Genomic DNA, 24,046 nt, shown 5'->3' with positions numbered 1-24,046 from the left:
CCATGGAAAAAATCATTGTGCATGGCGGTAACCCACTTAAGGGTACTGTAAAAATTGAAGGTGCTAAGAATGCGGTTTTGCCAATTCTGGCAGCTTCAATCTTGGCTAGTGATGGCTTAGTGGAACTTACAAACGTTCCAGTTTTATCTGATGTATATACGATGAACAACGTCTTACGGTTTTTGAACGTCAACGTGGACTTCAATGAAGAAAAGCGCCAAATCGTTTTGAACGCCGCTAGAAAGCTTTCAACCGAAGCGCCATTTGAATATGTTTCAAAAATGAGGGCTTCAATCGTGGTCATGGGTCCATTATTGGCTCGTTATGGTCACGCTAAAGTTGCAATGCCAGGTGGCTGTGCTATTGGTAGCCGTCCAGTTGACCTTCATTTGAAGGGCTTTGAAGCTTTGGGCGCTAAGATTGAACAGCACGATGGTTATATTGAAGCTTTTGCAAATGAACTCAAGGGCACTCACATCTATTTAGACTTCCCAAGTGTTGGTGCAACACAAAATATTGTGATGGCTGCTACTCTGGCAAAAGGGACGACCGTGATTGAAAACGTTGCCCGTGAGCCTGAAATTGTTGACCTTGCCAATGCACTGAACAAAATGGGTGCCATTGTCCGCGGTGCCGGAACCGAAACCATTCGGGTTGAAGGTGTTAAAGCCATGCACGGTATGGAACACGGTATCGTGCAGGACCGGATTGAAGCTGGTACCTTCATGGTTGCTGCAGCCTTAACCAAGGGAAATGTCCTTGTTGAAGATGGAATTGTTGAGCATAACAAGCCTTTGATTTTTAAATTAGAGGAAATGGGTGCGACTGTTACCGAAGAGGATCGCGGCGTTCGGGTTGTTGGACCAGAAATATTGAAGCCAACAAACGTTAAGACCTTGCCACATCCTGGTTTCCCAACGGATATGCAGCCGCAAATGACCATTTTACAGTTAGCTGCGCAAGGCACAAGCACGATGACTGAAACGGTTTTTGAAAACCGCTTTATGCACATGGAAGAGTTACGACGGATGAATGCAAACTACAAGATTGAAGGACGGACGGTCATGATGTATGGCCCAACTGATTTCAATGGAGCGGAAGTTGGTGCAACCGACCTTCGTGCAGCTGCCGCACTCATTTTGGCGGGCTTAGTCGCAAATGGCTATACGCAAGTGACTAACTTGAAGTATTTGGATCGTGGTTACTACGAATTCCATTTGAAGCTTAAGGCACTAGGTGCGGAAATCAAACGAGTTGATGTTGAGGATCCGCAAACCGTTACCATCAAAAGTAAAGTAAACGAACAAAAGTAACGTTATGTTGAACATTCCGGCGCAGCGATGTGCCGGTTTTTTTATGAAATCATAAAATTCAAGAACAGCGAAATATGGTATAATTTAGCGGTTGGAATTTGATTAATTCAGGAGGAATAACAAGAATGGCAAAAGATATCGGTATAGATTTAGGGACAGCAAATGTTTTACTGTACGTAGTGGGTAAGGGGATTGTTTTGAATGAACCCTCAGTCGTTGCGATCGATACAAAAACGGATAAGGTGCTCGCAGTGGGATCAGAAGCCTATCGCATGGTTGGCCGTACGCCAAGCAATATCCGTGCCATTCGTCCCTTGAAGGATGGGGTTATTTCGGACTTTGATATTACCGAAGCAATGCTTTCTTACTTCATTAGTAAGTTAAGTGTGAAGGGATTCATGTCGAAGCCAAACATCATGATTTGTGCCCCAACTAACATTACTGAAATTGAACGAAAAGCAATTATTCAAGCTGCCGAAAAATCAGGCGGGGCTAAGGTTTACCTTGAAGCAGAGCCAAAGGTTGCTGCTGTTGGGGCCGGTATGGACATTTTCAAGCCTAGCGGTAACATGGTTATCGATATGGGTGGTGGTACCAGTGATATCGCAGTACTGTCACTGGGCGATATTGTGGCTAGCAACTCAGTTCGAGTAGCTGGTGACGAAATGAATTTGAATATTATGGTGCACATCAAGCGTAAGTACAACATGACGATTGGTGAACGGACTGCTGAAAAGATTAAGATGACGATTGGTTCGGCATATCCTGGTGCCAGTGAGACAACCGAAATGGAGATTCGCGGTCGCGATTCAATTTCTGGGATGCCAAAGTCATTGACGATTACATCTGACGAAGTTGAAGAAGCATTGCATGATACAATTTTACAAATTGTGCAGGCTGCAAAGGATGTTCTCGAAGTCACACCACCAGAACTAGCAGCTGATATCATTGATCGCGGCATTATGCTAACCGGTGGTGGTGCGCTCTTATCAGGCATTGACAAATTGTTTGCTGCCGAACTCAAAGTTCCTGTCATCATTTCAGAAAGTCCATTAGACAACGTTGCCAAGGGTGCTGGTATTTTGTTGGAGCACATGGGAACAACTAAGAAGTAGACTCGATCTGAATAAGAGAGGTCATATGAAAAAACTATTGATTTTGATGGTTAAAGGCTATCAACGATTCATCTCGCCGATGTTTCCACCAAGTTGTCGTTATTCACCGACATGCTCAAGTTATATGATTCAGGCCTTGAGTAAGCACGGTGCATTTAAGGGCCTCTTGATGGGAATTGCGCGAATCTTACGTTGCCATCCGTTTGTGAAGGGTGGGTACGATCCAGTATCCGAACACTTTAGTTTACGGCGCAATACCAAAGCGGCGGAAGCTTACCGCGAAGAAATGCATTTAAACAAATGAGGAGATTAGTATGTCAAAAAAGAACCGACCAATCGAGGTCAACATCGAAGAACATGAAGATGCCGGCGTTACGATTACCGATGTTTTAGTAGGACAAACAAAGATTGGTGAAGTCCGTCCAGTAGAAGATCGTTTCGATGCTAAGCTGGAAGGCGAAAGTACGATGCGTTTCAAGACGCTGGATGAAGCCGTTGAATCTTTATTAATGAAATACAACTTGCACCACGGTTAAAACCCGTTAATTTTTAATTAAACTCAGGTGGTAGGCGTGTTTGATTATCACATGGGTTATTATAATTTGATTGAAAGGAGGCGCTGTGTTGGCAGAAGAAACACGCGAAAACGACGGTGAAATTGAATCACGAATTGATTATGGGATTATTTTTTGTGTGCTAATGCTAGCCATTATAGGGCTGGCTTCAATTTACGTTGCGGCGTCTCATGATACAAGTGGGACAAGCATTACCAAGCAAATCATTTCGCAATTGGTTTGGTACATCATTGGTTCAATTGCTATTGCGGTCATTATGCAATTTGACTCGGAACAATTATGGAAAATTGCACCAATTGCCTACTGGGGTGGGCTGTTACTCCTGGCATTGGTTCTTATTTTTTACAGTCGCGGGTATTATTTACAAACCGGGGCCCGTTCTTGGTTCGCAATTGGACCTCTGACATTTCAACCGTCAGAGGTTATGAAGCCCGCATTTATTTTGATGTTGGCAAGACAAGTATCGGAACACAACCGCGATTATCCAGTTCACAATGCAAGGTCAGGTTGGATTTTAATTGGGAAGTTGATTATGTGGTTAGCGCCAGTTGCTATCCTGTTGAAACTACAAAATGACTTCGGAACGATGCTGGTCTTCTTTGCCATCACTGGAGGAGTGGCCCTAGTGGCGGGAATTACCTGGAAGATTTTAGTACCAGCGTTCTCCGCCATTGCCATTGTGGGTGGTACAGCCTTAGCACTGGTCGTGAGTGATGCAGGTCGTAAAATTCTAGAACATGTGGGTTTCCAATCTTATCAATTTGATCGGGTGGATACCTGGTTGCATCCCGCTGCTGAAGTATCAAATGAAGGTTACCAGTTATGGCAAAGTATGAAGGCAATTGGATCAGGTGGTATTTTCGGGACCGGTTTCAATACCTCACATGTTTACGTACCTGTTCGGGAATCAGATATGGTTTTCTCAGTTGTCGGAGAAAACTTCGGCTTCATTGGTGGTTGTATTTTGATCTTTCTTTATTTCTTGTTGATTTACCAAATGATTCGGGTGACGTTCGATACCAAGAACGTTTTCTACGCTTACATTTCTACCGGTGTCATCATGATGATTCTTTTCCATGTTTTTGAAAATATCGGAATGAGTATCGGTCTGTTACCACTGACTGGGATACCGCTTCCATTCGTAAGTCAAGGGGGTTCTGCGCTTATCGGGAACCTGATAGGTATTGGCTTAATCATGTCGATGCGGTATCATTATAGAAGTTACATGTTTAGTCGTAACGAGAAATTTAAGTAGAGAAGGAGTCTTTCACATGCAGGAACAAGCAAAGTACTTATGGACAAAAGATCTTTCAGGCGTCACTCGAGTGGGATTAACCAAAGCTGGTCAAGACGAGCTAGGAAATGTCACGTTTGCAAAATTACCAAGTGTTGGTGATCAAGTAGAAAAGGGTGCGACGCTGATCAGCTTAGAAGCTGAAAAAGCGGTTTCTGATATTGAAAGTCCAGTTACTGGCAGTGTCACTGCTGTAAATCCTAAGCTCGAAGACGATGTTGAAGCTTTGAACAGTGAGAACGAAGCAGATGCATGGCTTGTTGAAATCAAGTAACACTAAAAAAGTTGCCAATTTATAGTTGGCAACTTTTTTATTTTCTCCAGGCGCATGTGATATGATGACTTTGAGGGGGTGTCCAAATGAAGGAAAAATCAGTATTTCATGTGAATGGTTTTCTGGGATTAATTGTTGCCGTCATCGCGTTCTTAGGTGGCATTTGGTTACTATATATTGGCAGTGTTAATGATAGTCCAAGCGCTGTTGTTTTCGGAACCATTTTGGTGTTGTTAGCGTTATTGGCAGCTTCATCGCTGACAATCATTCAACCCAATGAGGCGAGTGTACTGACGTTCTTTGGTCGTTACTTAGGGACGATTTCGGATTCCGGGTTATTTCTGACAGTTCCGCTCACGCACAAATCTTCTATTTCATTGCGGGTGCGTAACTTTAACAGTCAAATTTTGAAGGTTAACGATTCAAAAGGGAATCCCGTTGAAATTGCTGCAGTAATCGTCTTTAAGGTCGTAGACACAGCAAATGCTTTGTTCTCGGTCGATAACTACGAAGAATTCGTTGAAATTCAGAGTGAGTCTGCTATTCGACATATTGCCACTGAGTATCCATATGATACGTTTGAAAGTGAAAATGAGCTAACATTGCGGGGTAATTCGTCCGAAGTTTCTTCTAAGTTAACGCAAGAGCTTCAAAATCGTCTGGAAGTGGCAGGTGTCGAAATTTTGGAAACCCGATTAACCCATTTGGCTTACGCTACTGAAATTGCGAGTGCAATGCTACAACGTCAGCAATCTACAGCCATCTTGTCGGCACGGAAAATTATCGTCGATGGGGCCGTTTCTATTACGAGAGAAGCGGTTGAACGATTGGCCGAAGAAGCAGAAGTGGAGATTACCGACGAGGAAAAACTTCGCTTAATTAATAACGTAATGGTTTCAATCATTACGGAGCGCGGTGTTCAGCCGGTGATTAATACAGATAGAATTAAATAGGTACGCAAACCGATTTCAAGACGAAATCGGTTTTTTTGTTGACAAATAGGCTAGTTGGTTATATGGTTAGTTATAGAAGTAATTAACCCGTGTTGAATCAATAGTAAGAGGGTGAAACAGATGCAATTCAATTTAGATGATAATAGTCAAGAACCTTTGTACCTACAGGTGGCGAGGCAACTAGAGGATGCAATTTTCCTGAAGGGTTTTGATGAAGGCGAACAAGTACCTTCCACGACGGAGATTTCTAAACAATTCCATATTAATCCAGCAACGGTTTTGAAAGGCATGAATATTCTGGTCAGTGAGGAAATTATCGAAAAGCACCGGGGATTGGGTATGTTTGTCACAAAAAATGCGAGGGAGCGGATCAAAGTGAAACGCCAAAACGAGTTTTACTCGGACTATATTCAAAATATGGTTGAAGAAGCACGAAAACTTAATTTATCGAAACAACAGTTACTAGACATGATAGAACGGGGGTTTGAGGAGAATGAATGAATTAAAATTAACTGAAGTAAAGAAGCACTATGGCAACAAGTCAGTACTTGATGGCGTCACAGTTCAGTTACAACCGAATACGATTTATGGCTTACTTGGTCGTAACGGTGCTGGAAAGAGTACCTTGCTTAATATCGTGACGAATCGGATCCCAGCAACCGCCGGATCTGTGACGATGAATGATCGAGACGTTACGAATAATGACGAAGCCTTACAACAAATGTATTTGATGAGTGAAGCCAATCTTTATAATCCCCGACTCAGAGTTAATGAGATTTTTAAGGAAACAGCGCGAATGTATGGAGGCTTCAATTTTGGCTTGGCTAGTCGGCTAGCTCATGAGTTTGGCTTAAATGTGAATGCCAGAAACGGCAAGTTATCAACAGGTTACCGATCCATCTATAAATTAATCGTAGCGCTCTGTGTTCCAGCTGATTATATTTTTCTTGATGAGCCCACACTGGGATTGGATGCCAACCATCGGGATCTTTTCTACCGGACGTTGATGGATACCTACGCTGAACGGCCACGAACTTTCGTCATTGCCACGCATTTGATTGAAGAAATTGCCCACATCATCGAAAGGCTCGTCATTATTAAGACTGGAAGTGTTCTGGTGGATAGCTCGGTTGAGGAAACCTTGGCACAGTCACATGTTATTTTGGGGCCTCAAGCAGAAGTTGCGGCTTATACAGCTGGCTTAAATGTCATTGGAGAAGAGTCACTAGGACAGCTTAAGGTACGATACGTTTACGGTGCTTTGGATGACAAGATTTTGCCGGACACGGTCAGAATAGACGGAATGGATTTACAGAAATTATTTATCGAATTAACTAACGAGGAGGGCGATGAACATGTCATTTAAACCGACATTTGCTTATTTGTTTAGGAAGAGTCTGAAAACGTTTGGGCTGGCTTTATTATGGGTAATCTTCGTTTTAATTGGTTTACCAGCTCTTATTGCCTTAATTTCAGGTACATTGGGGAGCTTCTCATTAGAGGATGAGTTGTCAGCGCAATTCATTTCCGTTCCGTTAGGCTGTATTTTGTTTATCTATTTCGCAATGAATCAGGAATCATTTAATTTTTTGATTCAAAACGGCGTAGGACGGCGAACTTATTGGTTAGCAAAATCTGCGGTGGCCGGAATTATGGTGATCTTATCTGAAGTTATCAGTTTCGTCTATCTATACGGTGTATATATGCCACTGAAAGTCCATCAACAATTCTTTAATGGCGTCAGAGTGGATGTTAATGGCAATGACGTTGCAAGTTCTCTATTAGCCATGTTGTATGGCAAATTTACTGGAAATGCGGTTTTAGACTTGATACTCACTAGCCTGGTCGTGATTGTGGGTTTTGCAATGTTAACGGCGTTAGGTATGATGATTGGCTCAATCATGTCGCTATTTTCAAAACGAAATCAATGGCTGATTCTGGCAGCAATTGGCATTATCGCTATTTTTCTGATTATTATGCTCGGAAGTGGAAATCTACCAGCCATGCATTTGGCAGGCTTCATGAAGTTTGTTGAATTTGCCCTTGGAGGTGCTGGGGTTAAGTCGATGTATCACTTTAATCCATTTATCGCGATGCTCTCGGGAATTATTTTTACGGCAGTATTGTTGTACATCTCTAAATTCTTTACGTTAAAATTAACGGCTAAGGCATACTAAAAAGAACCAGCACTTTCGCGAAGTGCTGGTTCTTTTGTTACATTATTCAGTTAAATGACGATAGAAATTAGCATTTGTGGCATTGATGTAAGGTGTTAACCACAAGAAGCCAAGGCCTAATGGAATAACGGCTAAGATTGCCCAACCGATAAAGCTAAGTTGTAGCACGAAGTATTCCCATTTATGACCGTTCATGAGTTCCCGGCTTTTGGTAATGGCTGCCAAGTAGCTCATATCGGCATTATCGTGATCCACCGCATCTTTATAAACTAAGAAAGCTTGAGAATAAGAAAAACTCTTAATAATTCCAGGAATAACAAATAGTAATGTCCACAAGAAAGTGAAAATATAAGTCAGTAAGGTAATGGCTAGAGTGGATGTGAAGTATTTGCGGCTAAAGGTTTGAAGACCACTCTTGAATGGATGCTCGAGCGCCTTAGATTGACGTAACCAGTCTAAGAAACCATAACTAATAGCGACACTGAAGAATGATTCAATGATGCTTGTCCCAAATGAGAGGGCGGGATTGTCCTGGGTCGCACTCGATGCTGGATTAGCAGTTGGATCGAAGCCTCCAGAACCAGCGACTGTAGTGACTGCGACAGTTACGATAATAACTGCAATTGCAACAATCAGTGAAAAAATAATCGGAACGAGATTTAAGAGAATCGCTTTACCCCAATTTCCTTTTAAGGCAGTTTTAACCTCAGTTTTTAGTTGACGACGCGTCACGGTGTTTTTCATAAAATCCTCCTTAGTGATGACTACCTATTAGTGTATAACAATCATGTGTGAATGAAAACAAGTGGCGCTTATAAATGTTATGGTCAATTAAATGATGATACTTTAGATGTATTCTACAATAATTCTAAAAAAGATAGCTAAAGCATGATAGAATAAGGAAAAGACTTGATGGGAGAAAGACAGTGGGATATCAAACAATTGAAACAATTCGTAGAAGATTAGCTGAACTGAAAGATCAACTTTACCATGGCGAACTTTATCGTAATTTGGGAACTGAGCTCGATCAGTTGATGACCGATATCGAAGTACAACCACGAACGGCAGTAGAACTACCGGGTGATGAGGGAATTAAGGAACTCCTATTAGCATTGAATACCGAGATTCGCCAAGATGAGCTTGATGCCATTGATGATGATCAGTTGAAGTTGCTTATCTCACACTTGGGTTCCTTAGACCCACAGGTACGTGACAAGGGCGTTTACTACTTTTTGAATGATGCTATTCAAATGCATATTATCACCAAAGAGCAGTTAATCATGATTACTGATTACTTACTTCAGGATGAAATCTTGTTTTCACATATTTTAGAGCCGCAGAATGACGCGGTTTATCAACGCTCATTTGCCGTCTTGTTCTTGTCAGTGATTGCCTTTATTGACCGGAACGGTGGGAATTTCTTAACCCGGGATCGCATAGACCGACTAACCAATCAGTTTGAACTCTACATGACGCTGGAACGTGATACACGGGGCTATATTGGAACACAAGGCTGGGCACATGCGTATACGCATGTGGGAAATCTAATTGATGAGCTGGCCAATCGTGATGAATTACGTCGAGCAGATAAATTGTTTGAGATGGCAATCTTGTTATCAAGATTTAAGCTATTGAAGACACCACTAATTTTTGGTGAGACGAATCGAATCTCTGCCTACCTAGCCAATGTAACCAATAAAAACAAGTTATACGAAGATTATGTTGTTCTCGAAATGAAGAAGTGGAGTCGACGATTTATGTTAATTCGTGACCAAGAGTCTGAGGCAATGTGGACACAAATTTACAATCAAGCCAGACTATTTGGCAATATGCGATTGCGAAATGATTTTAGTACTCAAATTTCGAATTTAATTAGTAACGCACTAGAAGATTAAGTTCATTTTGAGGAGAGTGCAAATGGAAAAAGAACGATGCGACTGGGCCACTGGATCTGAGCGGCTTCTAACCTATCATGATAAGCAGTGGGGTGTTCCTGAACACGATGAGCGCCAGTTATTCAAAATGCTGACGCTTGAGATTTTTCAGGCGGGATTAGCCTGGGATACAGTCCTAAGATTTGAAGCGGGCATCACAGCAGCTTTTCATGATTTTCAGCTTGAAGAAATTAGTCAATTTTCAACTACAGAGCGAGAGATGCTTTATTTAGATAAGCGGCTTATTCGGAACCATGCCAAGATTGATGCAACAATTGAAAATGCTAAAGTGTTAGTACAACTACACCAATCGGGTGAATCACTTGACCATTTAGTTTGGTCGACTTTTTCCGAGGCGCCTATCGATTTGCATGGGACTATGACTGATCCTAAAGAAATTAAACAGTTCACTAAAGCTATTTGCCAACAAATGAAAGGTCTAGGCTTTATGAGAGTGGGGCCGACTACCTGTTACTCGTTTCTACAATCTATTGGCGTTGTGAATGATCATAATCTTTCCTGCTTCCGCTATGCGGAACTAGTGGACAAAAAAAGCTGAGCCCGTAACGGCTCAGCTTTTTTGCGTTATACATTAAACTTCAGGTTTCTTAGCTGGTTTGTTTTCTAGGTCGGTTCTAACCACTAGAACATCGCAAACGGCTGTCCGAGTGACATATTCAGTAACCGAACCAATGAGTAAACGCTCAACTGCGTTTAACCCGGTCGCACCAATCATGATTAAATCGATGTTGAGATCCTTAGGTAGGTCATTGGCAATAATGGACTTTGGTGCACCATATTCAATGGAGTAATCCACGTTGCTAATACCGTTGGATTTTGCTTCTTCAATATACTTATCTAGAGTCTTCTTAGCTGTGTCAGTGACTTGCTCAACCATGGTCGTATCAAAGCTAGAAATGTTCTGGAATGCGCGGGTATCCACGACATGGACCAAATGCAGGCTAGCTTCGTTACGATTGGCAACAGCAACGGCCTTCTTGAAAGCTAATTCTGCTTCGTATGACCCGTCAACTGGAACTAAGATGTTCTTGTACTGTTGTAGCATATCTTTCACCCCTCATCTATTTATACCTTTATCTTACGTTATTTTGGTATAAATAAAAAGGAAAAAGTCGATTTTAGTTAAGCGGTTACTTTTTCGGAAAGTAGTGCATGAGCATCAGTTCAAACGAAACAACAGCGATGACGCCCAAGAGGAGGGCTATGGAAATTAAAACAGTGTTTTGAGATACTATCGCCACAAGTGATAGAATGCTTAAAATTAGCAAGACGTAACTGGTGGTTAAAATGAGTTTGTGTAGATTAGCATCCTTTTCGGGATGAAAAACCATAAATGGTTTGTTGCGGTGACGATAAAGAAAGATTGCCGTCCCCAGCATAATGGCAGTGAATAAGATCATTAAGATTATGATTAACAAGATGATTCCTCCAAAAAAGTAATAAAAAAGACTGGCTCGCAAGTGCTCACCAGTCCCTCAAAGTCAAGCTTTGAAGCTCTAATAGTGCCGTTAGACTATCTGTTAGTTTTGGCCCGCGATAAAGCAGGTGGGAACTAGAAAACCAACTTTAAACTTCCAACTAAAAAGGCATGTTTGCCGCTAGCTTTGAACGTTCCCAATGTAATAAGACTGTTCGGCAACACTTAAGAAGATAACGCGTACACCCTAGAGCCTATGGTAATAGTATCATATCCAATGACAGCCCACAAGAAAAGTGTTACTTATTTTGTGCATCGTTTAGCGCTTGGTAGCGCTCACCGTATGCACGTTCAAACTTGCTGGTTTGTTTTGGTTCGTAATACTTCGTGCCGACTAACCGGTCGGGAAGGTATTGCTGCTTGACCCAGTCATTTGGATAAGCGTGCGGATATTTATAGGTTGTTCCGTGTCCTAGTTTCTTGGCACCCGAGTAGTGGGCATCCTTTAGGTGGTTAGGAATATCGCCACTTAAACCGCTTCGAATATCTGAAAGGGCTGCATCAATCGCCGCCATCCCGGAATTGGATTTTGGTGATAAGCACAACTCGATAACGGCATCGGCCAGTGGAATCCGAGCTTCAGGAAATCCCAGCTTATTCGCCGCTGTAACGGCCTCGACCGTTCTAGAACAAGCTGCTAAGTTGGCCATTCCCACATCTTCATAAGCGATGACCATTAACCGTCTCGAAATGGACTGTAAATCGCCACCTTCGATTAAACGGCCCATGTAATGGAGTGCGGCGTTAACGTCACTACCACGAATTGACTTCTGAAACGCAGAAATAACATCGTAGTGGGCGTCGCCGTCCTTGTCTTGGGTAAGGGCTTTTCGTTGGACACATTCTTCGATGACCGAAAGTGGGATTTCCACGACGCCCTCATCATTTGGTGTCGTGGACCGAACGGCGAGTTCAAGTCCATTTAGCGCGCTTCTTAAATCACCATTGGTGGCTTGAGATAGAAAGTTCAATGCCTCTGATGACAACTCAATTGGGGTGCTACCCAGTCCACGTTCTTTATCGGTTAATGCGCGATGGACAGCTTCCTTTAAATCATCAGGTGAAATGGGATGAACTTCAAAAATTTGAGTTCGACTCCGGATGGCCGGATTGATGCTGATATACGGATTTTCCGTCGTTGCTCCAATCAGGATCACTTGGCCACTTTCTAATAGTGGTAGTAGAAAATCTTGTTTGACCTTATCAAGACGGTGAATTTCATCCAGTAGTAGGATGACGGTACCGCTCATCTTGGCCTCTTCTGCGACGATTTGCAGATCTTTTTTTGAATCGGTAGCAGCGTTGAGTTTACGAAAAGCATATTTGGTTGATCCGGCAATGGCGCTTGCAATGCTGGTTTTGCCGGTTCCTGGTGGACCGTACAAAATCATCGACGATAGCATTTTAGCTTTCACCATGCGGTTAATAATTTTTCCTTCACCAACAAGGTGCTGTTGACCGACAACTTCTTCAATCGAGGTCGGACGCATTCGGTATGCTAATGGCTGTTGCACGTTTTCATCTCCAATCAGGAATTTAAATGGATTCATTCTTCTTTTTGCTAAGTATCTATTATATCATGTATCTGAAGATGTGAAGGGAGGGCGAGTGTGTGTTTACTAAAACTGACTTTGATGTTTTTGACATTCCTGATTTAACAGGACGATTGGCTGCGGTCAAATCAGTACTCGATCCAAAGTTTGAACAATTGGCGCCCGCAATTCAAGCAGCGTTGAGCAGTGATGAAATGCTGGCTTACGCTCATATTGCTCAGCATTTGAGACGACATAAAAATCCACCGCCAAATACTTGGGTGGCGTTTAGCGAAAGCAAGCGTGGTTACAAGATGACGCCGCATATTGAACTAGGTTTTTGGGATGATCGCTTGTTCCTGTGGTTGGCGGGATTGGCAGAGTTAAGCGACCGTCAGGCGTTTATTACCACGATGATGGTCGCGCCCGGGATGGGAAACTTGTTTGATCAGCCTAATTGGCAACTATGTGGCAACCACACAAAAAAAACGGTAATGCCGTTAACTGAAACGAACTATAATCAATTATTAGGTCGCTACAATCAAGTCGCTACAGCTGAATTTCTAGTAGGGCGAATCTGGTTGAAAGGCGACCCGATCTTTGACCAACCAGATCAGTTGCAACAACAGATTATCGAAACGGTTACCAAACTGGCTGAGCCATATCAAAAATTGAATGCAAAATAAAAACCACTTCGAATGAAGTGGTTTTTTTAGAATTATGATAACTTGTTGTAGAATTCAACGATAAGTGATTCGTCGATGTCAGCATCTAATTCTTCACGTTGTGGTAAACGTGTCAATGAGCCTTCAAGCTTGTCAGCATCGAACTCAACGTATTGAGGACGACCAACAACAGCTTCAACGGCATCCTTGATGATTTGTAGGTCTTTTGACTTTTCACGAACGCTGATCACTTGGCCAACTTTAACTTCGTATGAAGGAATGTCAACACGGGCGCCATCAACAGTGATGTGGCCGTGGTTAACAAGTTGACGAGCTTGACGACGAGTAGTTGCTAAACCTAAACGGTAAACAACGTTGTCGAGACGCTTTTCAAGTAATACCATGAAGTTAACACCATGCTTACCTTCACGAACCTTACCAGCTTTAAGGAAAAGGTTGGCAAATTGGCGTTCTGACATACCGTACATGAAACGAAGCTTTTGCTTTTCGCGTAATTGTACACCATATTCTGAAAGCTTTTGACGACGGCCTTGACCGTGATCGCCAGGAGCGTATGGGCGACGTGCTAATTCTTTACCAGTACCTGAAAGTGAAATGCCAAGACGACGTGAAATACGCCAGCTTGGTCCTGTATAACGTGACATAAAGTAATTCCTCCAATATTGTGTTTGGAGTAAAATAATCAATTGTGAGTTTAGTATTCGTGCAGATCGCTTTGCAACTTTCGCCATATGCAGCCGCAGGTTACTAGTTGAACCGCCTATCGGGCAGTGATCTGTTGACGAGCTTACCGCTCACCGCTGCATTATTTTACACAAAGAGCAGTATACCTCGGTTCTTTAGTGCATGTCAAGGTGTGTTGCTAGAGTTGAGGCAAATTGTGAAAGACCGGTTTGATCTGCTTCGGAAAAACGGTCTAATGATTCAGAATCGATGTCTAAGACGCCAACAAGTTGGTTGTTAACTTCTAACGGAATCACGATTTCTGAGTTGCTGGCTGAATCGCAGGCAATGTGGCCAGGGAAGTTGTGCACGTTTTCGACGCGTTGAATGGTTTTGGTACTAAAAGCGGTTCCGCAGACCCCTGAGCCGTTCTTAATGTGCATGCAGGCAACTTTGCCCTGGAAGGGACCTAGGTCAAGAGAATCAGTTTCTTCATTATATAAATAGAAACCGGCCCAATTAATATCTGTTACCGTATCGAATAGTAAAGCAGATGCATTTGATAGGTTTGCGACTGCGTTAGGTTCTTCGAAGAGTAGCGCGTCAATTTGTTCGTTTAAAAGTTCATAATCAGTTTGGCTCAAAATAATTCCTCCAATCATTAGTCATTTTAATATCATAAGGAATGCTAAATTTCCGGTGAAGCAGGGCACTTATGTATGATATAATTTAGGATAGCTTAGATTTTAGTGTGAAAAATCAAAAATAGCAATAGCAACCGTATTTATTTAATGTACATAAATTATTTTGATGTGATAAAGGATGGGGTCCAAATGATTAAGATTCTGGTCGGAATCATTATTTTGGCCATCGTCATCTACCTTGGCGTTTTGGCATATCAACATCACGTAACCACTCAGCTCAAACAGTTACGTGACCGGAAAGAAAATTTAGACAGTGATGCACTTCAAGCAGATTTGACAGCTGCAAATCAGTTGAGCTTAACGGGGAAGTCGCTTCAGTCTTTCAATGAGTTACAAACCAGATTTGAGGACTACCATACAAATAGGGAGCAACAATTTGCTGAGAAACTCGAGAATGCAGAGACGGAAGCTAAAAACTTTCAAATACTAGTTGCGCGTGGTGCAGTTAACAAATTGGCTGAATTAGTGACGGTGATGGAAAATGAATTTGCCGAAATCAAATCTGGCTTAGATGAGTTACAGCAAGCTGACAAGGTTCACCGACAAGCTGTTTCAGATTTAGAAGGCAAGTATCAAGAAATCCGAAAGGTACTACTGGCCAAAAACTTTTCTTATGGGCCAAGTATCGATAAGCTTGAAGATATGTTGAGCGGCCTTGAAGCAGATTTCGATAACTTTGCCAAGTTTACTAGCGATGGGGATCATGAACACGCTCAAGAGATTTTAGATAGTTTGCGTGAGGACACAAGTCGCCTAGAAGAGTTATTAGATACGATTCCTGACCTATACAAGGATATCGCGACCGAGTTTCCAGCTCAGTTAACCGAAATTCAACAGGGTAGCCAGGAAATGGTCGCTAGTCACTTTAACTTTAAAGATGTTGATTTTGCGGCTGAAGTTCGAGACCTTCAACAACAGGTTCAACAGAGTGAAACCGAACTTGCAGAATTACGAACAGAAGACGCCAAAGTTTCTACGACACGAATTGCACAGCGAATTGATCATTTATATTCGGTCATGGAGCAAGAATATAGTGCTAAACAACCAGTAGAAGATAATTTGGATACTTTAGCGAAGTTCATCGCACACGCTCAGAATCAAAACCGAACATTAACGCGTGAACTTGAACGATTGAACCAAAACTACACGTTGGATCATGATGAGATTGCGACGGCTCGGGGTTTGAATGAGCAGTTGAAACAACTTAACGAAGCCTATCAAAATGATATTCAAACGATTTCTAGTCATGCGGCTGTTTATTCTGAAATTTTAGCTCGTCAAGAAAAGCAAAAGAAGGAATTAACTCAGATTGAAAAGCAGCAAACTGAGATTAATGATAGCGTTGCAGGACTTAGCGAAGAAGAGAAGAAGGCCCGTGAGACGTTGCAACGTTTTGATTACGAACTGCACAGCCTTAAGCGTAGTATTGAGAACTTGAACTTACCTGGTTTACCAAAGGACTACTTAGATTATTTCTTTGTCGTAAGTGATGAAGTGGATAAACTGGCAGATGCGATCAACCAAGTCCAAATCAATATGGAAGAAATCACGAAGCAACTGATTATGATTCAGTCTGATTTGGATACACTCAAAGAGAAGTCGAATGACCTTCGCGATAGTGCCAAGCTATCAGAACAATTGATTCAATACGCCAACCGTTACCGAATTAACAATCCGGAGATTGACGAAGCTAGCAAGAAGGCAAAGGATCTCTACGATAAAGAGTTTAAATACACAGAAAGTTTGGAAACCATTGCGACTGCACTAGATAAGGTCGAACCAGGATCATACAAACGACTAGAAGATAATTACTATCAGTCTAAATAGCGTTAAATAACTACAGCTCGGAACAGAGTTGTAGTTTTTTTGTTTTAAAAATACCATTCAATGCACTTTACTTTTAGGTGACGACACTTGTATGCCTTGGCATATCTGTTATAATTGATTGGATTTGTGATTGGAGTCGAACCAATCTGAATAAAGAGGAATTTGTAGAATGATCTATTTTGATAATAGTGCAACAACGATGGCCGATCCTGAGGTCATTTCAACATATGATGCTGTCAGCAAGCAAATCTGGGGAAACCCTTCCAGTTTGCACAATTTTGGTGAGCAGGCTTTTAACTTATTGGAGCAGTCACGTCAACAGATTGCAGACCTTTTAGGGGTTTCTTTAAGTGAAATCCTATTCACCAGTGGTGGAACGGAAGGCGATAACTGGATCCTAAAGGGAACGGCGCTAGAAAAGCGGCAGTTTGGAAATCATTTGATTACGACGGCCGTTGAGCATCCTGCCATTCATAACTCAATGGAGCAATTGAAAGATTTAGGTTTTGAGGTGACTTATCTTCCAGTCGACGAGCACGGTCGAATTAATGTAGCGGATCTCAAGGCAGCATTACGACCAACAACCATTTTGGTATCAGTTATGGCGGTTAATAACGAAATTGGCACGATTCAACCGCTCAAAGAGGTTGGGGATTTACTGAAGGATTATCCCAAGGTCCATTTCCACGTTGATGCAGTTCAAGGGATTGGAAAGGGAATCTCTGACTTGATTTTTAATGATCGGGTCGATTTCATTACCTTCTCAGGTCACAAGTTCCATGCACCAAGAGGAACCGGCTTTATCTATGCCAAACGCGGCAAACGAATTGCACCACTCCTTTCAGGTGGCGGACAAGAACGTAACCTACGAAGTGGGACCGAAAACGTGCCTGCGATTGCGGCTATGGCAAAGGGCTTACGGTTACTGTTAACTGACGAAGATAAGAAAGTTGCTCAACAACGGGCCATTCGGGATCATATTTTGGATCACGTTAAGAATTACCCACTTGTCACGTTATTTTCTGAAGAAAACGAGTCTTTTGCACCCCATATTTTATGTTTTGCAATTCGGGGTGTTCGTGGTGAAACCATTGTTCATGCGTTTGAAGAACAGGGGATTTTTATTTCCACGACGAGTGCTTGCTCATCTAAGAAGCACATGGCCTCAAGCACGCTATCAGCGATGCGCATCCCAGAAGCTATTTCGACAAGTGCGATTCGCGTATCATTAGATGAGCACAACACGATGGCCGAGGCAGACGAGTTTAATGCAGCATTTGATAAGCTATATGATCAATTTAAAAAATTAAGTAACGAAACCGCAAAATAGAGAAAGGAGCCTACGAATGAACTATTCTGAAATTATGGTGCGCTACGGCGAATTATCAACCAAGGGTAAAAACCGGAAAGATTTTATTCGCCAACTTGGTCAAAATGTTCGTCAAAGCCTCCAAGAATTTGAAAATTTAGAAATTAAAGCCCAACACGACCGTCTTCACGTTACCTTGAATGGCGAACCCGATGATGCCGTCATTAAGCGGTTGAGTGGTGTGTTTGGAATTGAAAACGTATCGCCATCAGTTAAGGTCGAAAAAGATGTTGCAGTGATTAAGCAGACGGCTGCCGCAATGATGCAAGAACAATTTGTGCCGGGGATGACGTTTAAAATCAATACTCGTCGTCAAGACCATGACTTTGAATATGATACCAACCAGTTGAATGATATGGTTGGGGGCTATGTGCTCGAAAAGGTTCCCGGCATTAAAGTCCAAATGAAGAAACCAGATGTTATTTTACGAGTTGAAGTTCGTTTAAATGGTGTCTTTCTTTCAAGTGAAATTATTGAAGGGGCCGGGGGCTTACCAGTTGGTACCGGTGGCCGTGCAGTTATGATGCTTTCTGGTGGAATCGATTCACCTGTCGCTTCATATTTAGCCATGAAACGTGGCGTTAAGTTGGATATGGTGCATTTCTTTAGTCCACCTTATACCAGCTACCAAGCGCTTGCTAAAGCCAAAGAGTTAACTGGTAAGGTGGCCAACTTTGGTGGAGACATCCAGTTTATTCAGGTACCTTTCAGAAAGATTCAAGAAGAGATTAAAGAAAAGGTTCCTGAAGGCTACTTGATGACCATTCAACGCCGGATGATGTTACGGATTACGGCGGCAATTGCAGAAGCAAGACACACTAAGGGAATCTTTACTGGTGAATCACTGGGACAAGTTGCCTCACAGACATTGGAAAGTATGATGGCAATCAACGATGTCACCACAATGCCAGTCTTACGACCACTCGTTTCAATGGATAAGGATGAAATTATTAAAATCGCTGAAAAAATCGATACCTATGATCTTTCAATCTTACCATTTGAAGACTGTTGTACGATTTTCACGCCACCAGCACCGAAGACGCGGCCTGATTTAGAGAAGTCGCGGAACTTTGAAAAGTTAATTGATGTTGATGCATTAGTTAAAGAGGCAGTTGATGGAATCGAAATCGTCAATATTAAGCCAAATGAGACTTTCTTGAACAAACAAGAGGATGTCTTTGCGGAACTCCTGTAAAATAGCTGAGTAATTACTTGAATGAGAACGGCAGACGCTGTATCTTAAGACTAAGCTATTTAAAAAGGAGAGGATTTACGTGAAAGTTACTGATAACGGTGAACCAGTTGAATTAAGCGGCACGCCTCCAGAAGTTTCGGAGAAGTTACCTAAGTTTAAAGTTTTCAATGAAAATGGCGAAAAAATCAAAATGGCGTCTTTATTAGGGAAGCCATTAGTGATTAGCGTCGTTCCTGACATTAACACCCGCGTTTGCAGCATTCAAACACGTAAATTCAATCAACAAGCCGATCATTATCCAGATGCCACTTTTGTGACGATTTCTAATAACACCATCAAGGAACAAGAAGCTTGGTGTGCCGTTGAAGGCGTCGATAACATGGCGGTCTTATCAGATGAAGAGTTGTCATTCGGCTATGCAATGGGCCTTTACGTTACAGTAAATGGTACCTTAGCACGTGCAACGTTTGTCACTGATTCTGAAGGCACCATTACGTATCGTGAAATTGTTCCCGAACTTCATCAGGAGCCAGATTATCTAAAGGCGCTTGATGCAGTCGAAAAGTTAACACCTAGAGTTGACGAGGCGTAAAAAAATCGCTAATATAGGTTTCATATAGATTGCGTTGATCAAGAGAGTAGTCTGATTGAGAATGTGAAGAGAGTAAAGCAGTTGATGAAAGCTTTACCATTCTGATGGGACGAAAGTAGCTTGAGAGCAAATTTGCTGAATTTTCAGTAGGCAGATTCGGATTAACATCCGTTAAACTTGTTATTTAAGAGGGGTTAAAACCCAATTTAGGTGGTACCGCGAGCATCTCGTCCTATGTGTCAGCATAGGCGGGGTGCTTTTTTTCTTAAATAATGAAAAAAAGGAGTGACGTCAATGTCAGAGAAAAAAGTCGAAATGTCGACAAAATACGATCCTTCAGCAGTTGAACAGGGTCGCTATCAGGAATGGCTTGATTTGGATGTTTTCAAACCAAGCGGTGACAAAAAAGCTCATCCATATTCAATCGTGATTCCGCCACCAAATGTGACTGGAAAACTTCATTTAGGTCATGCCTGGGACACTACGCTCCAAGATATGATTATCCGTCAAAAGCGGATGCAAGGTTTTGATACACTCTGGTTGCCAGGGATGGATCATGCCGGAATTGCTACTCAAGCCAAGGTTGAAGCTAAGCTACGTGAACAAGGAATCAGCCGTTACGACTTAGGTCGAGAAAAGTTCATTGAAAAGGTTTGGGAATGGAAAGACGAATACGCCGACACCATTCATAAGCAATGGGCGAAGTTAGGTCTTTCTTTGGATTACTCACGCGAACGATTCACTTTAGATGATGGCCTTTCTGACGCTGTTAAGAAGGTTTTTGTGACCCTTTACAACAAGGGCTTAATTTACCGTGGCGAATACATCATTAACTGGGATCCACAAGCTAGAACGGCACTTTCAGATATTGAGGTTATCCATAAAGATGACCAAGGTGCCTTCTATCACGTTAAATATCCATTCGCCGATGACACGACGTTTAACGGAAAGAACTACATTGAAATCGCAACGACCCGTCCTGAAACCATGATGGGTGATACGGCTGTTGCGGTTAACCCTAGTGATGAACGCTATAAGGAATTAGTTGGTAAAGAGGTTATCTTGCCACTTGCCAACCGTAAGATTCCAATTATCGCTGATCAATACGTTGATCCAGAGTTTGGAACTGGAATGGTTAAGATTACGCCTGCTCATGACCCTAACGACTTCAAAGTTGGTAACCGTCATGATTTGGAACGTATTAACACCATGAACGAAGACGCTAGCATGAACGAAAATGCCGGTAAGTACGTTGGAATGGACCGTTTCGAAGCGCGTAAGGCAATGGTCAAGGATCTTGAAGACCAAGACTTGATGCTGAAGATTGATCCAATTGTCCATTCAGTTGGTCACTCTGAAAGAACCGGTGTTCAAGTTGAAGCCCGTTTGTCGACGCAATGGTTCGTTAAAATGAAGCCACTTGCTGAGGCAGCGATTAAGAATCAATCAACGGATCAACGGGTTGATTTTGTACCTGACCGTTTTGAAGATACCTTTACCAAGTGGATGGAAGGTGTCCATGATTGGGTCATTTCTCGTCAATTATGGTGGGGTCACCAAATCCCAGCCTGGTACAACAAGCAGACGGGTGAAACCTATGTTGGTGAAACAGCACCCGAAGATATCGAAAACTGGGAACAAGATAAAGATGTGCTAGATACATGGTTCTCAAGTGCCTTATGGCCATTTTCAACAATGGGTTGGCCTGATGAAAACGCTGAAGACTTTAAGCGCTACTTCCCAACGGATACGCTGGTTACCGGCTATGACATCATTTTCTTCTGGGTTTCACGGATGATTTTCCAAAGTCTAGAATTTACGAAGAAGCGACCATTTAAACACGTGCTCTTACACGGCTTAATTCGTGACGAACAGGGTCGCAAAATGAGTAAGTCGCTTGGAAACGGGATTGACCCAATGGACGTCATCGACAAGTACGGTGCCGACGCATTACGTTGGTTCTTGTCAAATGGTTCCACGCCTGGTCAAGACGTGCGCTTTAGTTACACGAAGATGGATGCAGCATGGAACTTCATTAACAAAATCTGGAACGCCAGTCGCTTTGTTATCATGAACTTGGGCGATCTCGATAAGCCAAGTCTGCCTGCTGAAAGTGAATGGAATCTGACTGACAAGTGGATTTTGAACCAGTTGAACGATACCATCGCTCAGGTGACGGATAAGTTTGAGAAGTTTAACTTTGGTGAGGCCGGTCGAGCCTTGTACGACTTCATTTGGAACGACTTCTGTGACTGGTACATTGAAATGAGTAAGGAAATCCTCAATGGGGATGACGAAGTGGCTAAGCGGAATACCCAAAACGTCTTGGCTTACGTATTGGATCAAACTTTACGTTTACTGCACCCAATCATGCCATTTGTTACTGAACAAATTTGGCAATCAATGCCACATGAGGGGACGTCATTGGTTACAGCTACTTATCCAGTTGTCCATGCTGAATTCGCAAACGAACAAGCAAGTGCCGACATGGGCTCACTAATCGAACTCATTAAAGCCGTTCGGAACATCCGGGCAGAAGCTAATGCACCAATGGCAACGCCAATTGATTTATTAATCAAAACGTCGGATACGAATCTTGAACGGATTTTGAAGGACAATCGTGAATATATTGACCGATTTGCTCATCCAAAGGCGCTTGAAATTAGTGCTGACGTTGAGGCGCCTAAGTTAGCAATGACGGGAATTATCACTAATGCTGAAATTTATGTTCCATTGGCAGAATTAGTTGATCTCGACGAAGAAGCTAGTCGCCTTGAAACAGAAATTAAGAAGTTTGAATCTGAAGTGCAACGAGCAAAAGGCAAGTTATCAAACGAACGTTTCGTTTCTAGTGCACCAGCTGATGTCGTTGAAGCTGAACGGAAGAAACAGGCTGAAAATGAGGCTAAGCTTCAAGCTACTAAGGATCGTTTAGCTGATTTAAAGGATCAAAGTAAGTAGTGTTATGAATTGAAACGGACTGAGGGGGAACCTCAGTCCGTTTTTTGGGAGGCAATGAAATTGGTCGAAGATTATGAAGCGGCACTGGCATTTATTCACGGCAGGACTCAGTTTAAGAAAATTCCAACGCTCCAGCGGATGGCAATTTTCATGGAAAAACTAGGTCACCCTGAACAACAATTGAAGGTGATCCACGTTGCTGGAACGAACGGTAAGGGCTCTACTGTGGCCTTTTTGCTTAGTTTACTGATGGCAACCGGTCAAACGGTTGGAACGTTCACTTCACCGTTTTTGATGCGATTTAATGAACGAATATCAATTGATAACCAACCAATTTCTGATGACGACCTGATTGACCTTGTTAACAAGGTGCAGCCAATTGTTGCTGAGCTAGACCAAACCCTAGCGACTGGTGGACCAACCGAATTTGAAATTATTACTGCCATGATGTTTTGTTATTTTGCACAGCAAAAAGTGGATGTGGCAGTGGTGGAGGTTGGTATCGGAGGGAAGTTTGACTCAACGAATGTTTTGACACCAGTTGTGTCGGTCATCACGACGATTGGCATGGATCACATGAAATTACTGGGAGATACATTACCAAAAATTGCTGCACAAAAAGCGGGTATTATTAAGGCGAAACGGCCAGTAATTATTGGTCGAATTTCGGAAGCACCACTGGCGGAAATAAAGCAAGTGGCTGAGTCACAAGCGGCGCCAATTGATCATTTAGGTGAACAGTACCAAGTTGAGGTCAAACCAACTCAAGACTGGGGAGAAAAATTTGATTACCAATTGGGATCACGGCACCTTAGTAACCTAAAAATTAACTTAATGGGTGCATATCAGGTGGATAACGCTGCTAATGCGCTGAGTGCTTTTATTCGCTACCAGGAACTGACTCAGGGCTTGATCTCGGCAGATATTATTCGAGAAGGCTTACAAGCGACCGTCTGGCCTGGCCGATTTGAGCTGATTAGTGAGCAACCGCGAATTGTACTGGATGGTGCCCATAACACACCAGCAATGCAGGTTGTCACAAAGCTCTTAAAAACTCGGTTTCAGCATCAAGAGCTTTACGTGGTGTTAGCCATTTTAGCGGATAAGGCATTTGAAACAATGGTGAAGGAACTGTTGACGGACTCACACGTTCACATTATTTTAACCACGTTTGTTGGCCACGGAACGCGACATGCTGTTGATCCAGAATCGGTTATCCAGAAATTGGCTAGTCATGAACGAGTCACCGCTGCGGAATCCTGGCAAGAAGCGTTAGCGATGGCGATGCATCAAATGTCGAGCGAAGATACTATTTTAGTAACTGGATCGCTTTATTTCATTTCTGAAGTGCGGCAAACATTATTGTTAGATAAATAATTGGTTT

25 protein-coding genes, 1 other RNA gene and 1 other annotated feature are annotated in these 24,046 nt (G+C 42.5%); of the genes, 19 read left to right on the top strand and 7 right to left on the bottom strand.

Annotation, left to right across the window (positions count from 1 at the left end):
- The first annotated feature begins 2 nt into the window (after positions 1–2).
- The 10 genes from murA (at position 3) to LOSG293_RS05155 (ending at position 7,701) form a co-directional block, all read left to right on the top strand.
- Complete coding sequence (gene murA / locus LOSG293_RS05200) at positions 3–1,313, top strand: UDP-N-acetylglucosamine 1-carboxyvinyltransferase (protein ID WP_034527848.1); 1,311 nt, start codon at positions 3–5, stop codon at positions 1,311–1,313.
- A gap of 125 nt (positions 1,314–1,438) precedes the next feature.
- Positions 1,439–2,428 carry a rod shape-determining protein gene (locus tag LOSG293_RS05195; protein WP_034527847.1) on the top strand — a complete coding sequence of 330 codons (990 nt, stop codon included), beginning with the start codon at positions 1,439–1,441 and terminating at the stop codon, positions 2,426–2,428.
- 25 nt (positions 2,429–2,453) lie between these two features.
- On the top strand, positions 2,454–2,732 hold the full coding sequence (gene yidD, locus LOSG293_RS05190) for a membrane protein insertion efficiency factor YidD (RefSeq protein ID WP_034527845.1): 279 nt from the start codon (positions 2,454–2,456) through the stop codon (positions 2,730–2,732).
- 10 nt (positions 2,733–2,742) lie between these two features.
- Positions 2,743–2,964 carry a DUF2969 domain-containing protein gene (locus LOSG293_RS05185; RefSeq protein ID WP_034527844.1) on the top strand — a complete coding sequence of 74 codons (222 nt, stop codon included), beginning with the start codon at positions 2,743–2,745 and terminating at the stop codon, positions 2,962–2,964.
- A gap of 88 nt (positions 2,965–3,052) precedes the next feature.
- Positions 3,053–4,258, top strand: coding sequence for an FtsW/RodA/SpoVE family cell cycle protein (locus LOSG293_RS05180; RefSeq protein WP_034527843.1), 1,206 nt, complete (start codon positions 3,053–3,055; stop codon positions 4,256–4,258).
- 16 nt (positions 4,259–4,274) lie between these two features.
- Positions 4,275–4,571 (top strand): glycine cleavage system H family protein, encoded by a 297-nt coding sequence (locus LOSG293_RS05175; RefSeq protein ID WP_034527841.1) that lies wholly within the window; start codon positions 4,275–4,277, stop codon positions 4,569–4,571.
- Positions 4,572–4,657: 86 nt separating this feature from the next.
- Positions 4,658–5,524 carry an SPFH domain-containing protein gene (locus LOSG293_RS05170; protein ID WP_034527838.1) on the top strand — a complete coding sequence of 289 codons (867 nt, stop codon included), beginning with the start codon at positions 4,658–4,660 and terminating at the stop codon, positions 5,522–5,524.
- 120 nt (positions 5,525–5,644) lie between these two features.
- Positions 5,645–6,025: a GntR family transcriptional regulator gene (locus LOSG293_RS05165; protein WP_034527834.1), complete on the top strand. Its 381-nt coding sequence runs from the start codon at positions 5,645–5,647 to the stop codon at positions 6,023–6,025.
- Positions 6,018–6,890, top strand: coding sequence for an ATP-binding cassette domain-containing protein (locus LOSG293_RS05160; RefSeq protein WP_034527831.1), 873 nt, complete (start codon positions 6,018–6,020; stop codon positions 6,888–6,890). The genes LOSG293_RS05165 and LOSG293_RS05160 overlap by 8 nt, the downstream gene beginning before the upstream one ends.
- The gene (locus tag LOSG293_RS05155) at positions 6,880–7,701 is read left to right on the top strand and encodes a hypothetical protein (protein WP_034527829.1); all 822 of its coding nucleotides are present in this window, start codon (positions 6,880–6,882) and stop codon (positions 7,699–7,701) included. The genes LOSG293_RS05160 and LOSG293_RS05155 overlap by 11 nt, the downstream gene beginning before the upstream one ends.
- A gap of 42 nt (positions 7,702–7,743) precedes the next feature.
- On the opposite strand, the gene LOSG293_RS05150 is transcribed toward LOSG293_RS05155, so the two are convergent.
- Complete coding sequence (locus tag LOSG293_RS05150; protein ID WP_034527828.1) at positions 7,744–8,445, bottom strand: DUF975 family protein; 702 nt, start codon at positions 8,443–8,445, stop codon at positions 7,744–7,746.
- Between the two features lie 182 nt (positions 8,446–8,627).
- Here LOSG293_RS05150 and LOSG293_RS05145 point away from each other — a divergent pair, with 182 nt between their 5' ends.
- A complete protein-coding gene (locus tag LOSG293_RS05145; RefSeq protein ID WP_034527827.1) occupies positions 8,628–9,596 on the top strand; it encodes a DUF2785 domain-containing protein in 969 nt (322 codons plus the stop codon).
- A 22-nt stretch (positions 9,597–9,618) separates the two neighbouring features.
- Positions 9,619–10,194, top strand: coding sequence for a DNA-3-methyladenine glycosylase I (locus LOSG293_RS05140; RefSeq protein WP_034527825.1), 576 nt, complete (start codon positions 9,619–9,621; stop codon positions 10,192–10,194).
- A gap of 33 nt (positions 10,195–10,227) precedes the next feature.
- Here LOSG293_RS05140 and LOSG293_RS05135 read toward each other — a convergent pair whose 3' ends face one another.
- The 4 genes from LOSG293_RS05135 to LOSG293_RS05120 all read right to left on the bottom strand — a co-directional run bounded on the left by LOSG293_RS05135 (position 10,228) and on the right by LOSG293_RS05120 (position 12,647).
- A complete protein-coding gene (locus LOSG293_RS05135) occupies positions 10,228–10,701 on the bottom strand; it encodes a universal stress protein (protein WP_034527822.1) in 474 nt (157 codons plus the stop codon).
- Positions 10,702–10,786: 85 nt separating this feature from the next.
- Positions 10,787–11,074, bottom strand: a complete 288-nt coding sequence (locus tag LOSG293_RS05130) for a hypothetical protein (protein WP_034527819.1) — start codon at positions 11,072–11,074, stop codon at positions 10,787–10,789.
- A 71-nt stretch (positions 11,075–11,145) separates the two neighbouring features.
- A non-coding RNA gene (ssrS, locus tag LOSG293_RS05125) (6S RNA) lies at positions 11,146–11,330 on the bottom strand.
- 42 nt (positions 11,331–11,372) lie between these two features.
- Positions 11,373–12,647, bottom strand: coding sequence for a replication-associated recombination protein A (locus tag LOSG293_RS05120; RefSeq protein ID WP_034527874.1), 1,275 nt, complete (start codon positions 12,645–12,647; stop codon positions 11,373–11,375).
- A 98-nt stretch (positions 12,648–12,745) separates the two neighbouring features.
- On the opposite strand from LOSG293_RS05120, the gene LOSG293_RS05115 reads away from it, so the two are divergent.
- Entirely contained in the window at positions 12,746–13,351 is a 606-nt protein-coding gene (locus tag LOSG293_RS05115; RefSeq protein ID WP_034527817.1) for a DUF1054 family protein, read from the top strand.
- A 32-nt stretch (positions 13,352–13,383) separates the two neighbouring features.
- Here the strand turns inward: LOSG293_RS05115 and rpsD are convergent, their stop codons facing one another.
- Both rpsD and msrC read right to left on the bottom strand, forming a co-directional pair.
- Positions 13,384–13,995, bottom strand: a complete 612-nt coding sequence (gene rpsD / locus LOSG293_RS05110; RefSeq protein WP_034527815.1) for a 30S ribosomal protein S4 — start codon at positions 13,993–13,995, stop codon at positions 13,384–13,386.
- Between the two features lie 195 nt (positions 13,996–14,190).
- Positions 14,191–14,658, bottom strand: coding sequence for a free L-methionine (R)-S-oxide reductase MsrC (gene msrC, locus LOSG293_RS05105; RefSeq protein WP_034527813.1), 468 nt, complete (start codon positions 14,656–14,658; stop codon positions 14,191–14,193).
- A gap of 189 nt (positions 14,659–14,847) precedes the next feature.
- On the opposite strand from msrC, the gene ezrA reads away from it, so the two are divergent.
- From ezrA to LOSG293_RS05075, 6 genes are all read left to right on the top strand, one after another.
- Positions 14,848–16,545, top strand: a complete 1,698-nt coding sequence (gene ezrA, locus LOSG293_RS05100) for a septation ring formation regulator EzrA (protein ID WP_034527810.1) — start codon at positions 14,848–14,850, stop codon at positions 16,543–16,545.
- Positions 16,546–16,714: 169 nt separating this feature from the next.
- Positions 16,715–17,875 carry a cysteine desulfurase family protein gene (locus LOSG293_RS05095; protein WP_034527809.1) on the top strand — a complete coding sequence of 387 codons (1,161 nt, stop codon included), beginning with the start codon at positions 16,715–16,717 and terminating at the stop codon, positions 17,873–17,875.
- A gap of 16 nt (positions 17,876–17,891) precedes the next feature.
- Positions 17,892–19,109: a tRNA uracil 4-sulfurtransferase ThiI gene (gene thiI / locus LOSG293_RS05090; RefSeq protein WP_034527807.1), complete on the top strand. Its 1,218-nt coding sequence runs from the start codon at positions 17,892–17,894 to the stop codon at positions 19,107–19,109.
- A 79-nt stretch (positions 19,110–19,188) separates the two neighbouring features.
- A complete protein-coding gene (tpx, locus tag LOSG293_RS05085; RefSeq protein ID WP_034527805.1) occupies positions 19,189–19,701 on the top strand; it encodes a thiol peroxidase in 513 nt (170 codons plus the stop codon).
- A gap of 25 nt (positions 19,702–19,726) precedes the next feature.
- Positions 19,727–19,939, top strand: a binding site (T-box leader).
- A 56-nt stretch (positions 19,940–19,995) separates the two neighbouring features.
- Positions 19,996–22,662 (top strand): valine--tRNA ligase, encoded by a 2,667-nt coding sequence (locus tag LOSG293_RS05080; RefSeq protein WP_034527803.1) that lies wholly within the window; start codon positions 19,996–19,998, stop codon positions 22,660–22,662.
- A gap of 60 nt (positions 22,663–22,722) precedes the next feature.
- Positions 22,723–24,039 carry a bifunctional folylpolyglutamate synthase/dihydrofolate synthase gene (locus LOSG293_RS05075; protein ID WP_034527802.1) on the top strand — a complete coding sequence of 439 codons (1,317 nt, stop codon included), beginning with the start codon at positions 22,723–22,725 and terminating at the stop codon, positions 24,037–24,039.
- Positions 24,040–24,046: the final 7 nt, after the last annotated feature.

The organism is Secundilactobacillus oryzae JCM 18671, assembly GCF_000740055.1.
GTDB classification, from domain to species: domain Bacteria; phylum Bacillota; class Bacilli; order Lactobacillales; family Lactobacillaceae; genus Secundilactobacillus; species Secundilactobacillus oryzae.
The sequence above is the reverse complement of the archived record's forward strand: the minus strand, read 5'-3'. Positions and strand labels throughout refer to the sequence as shown.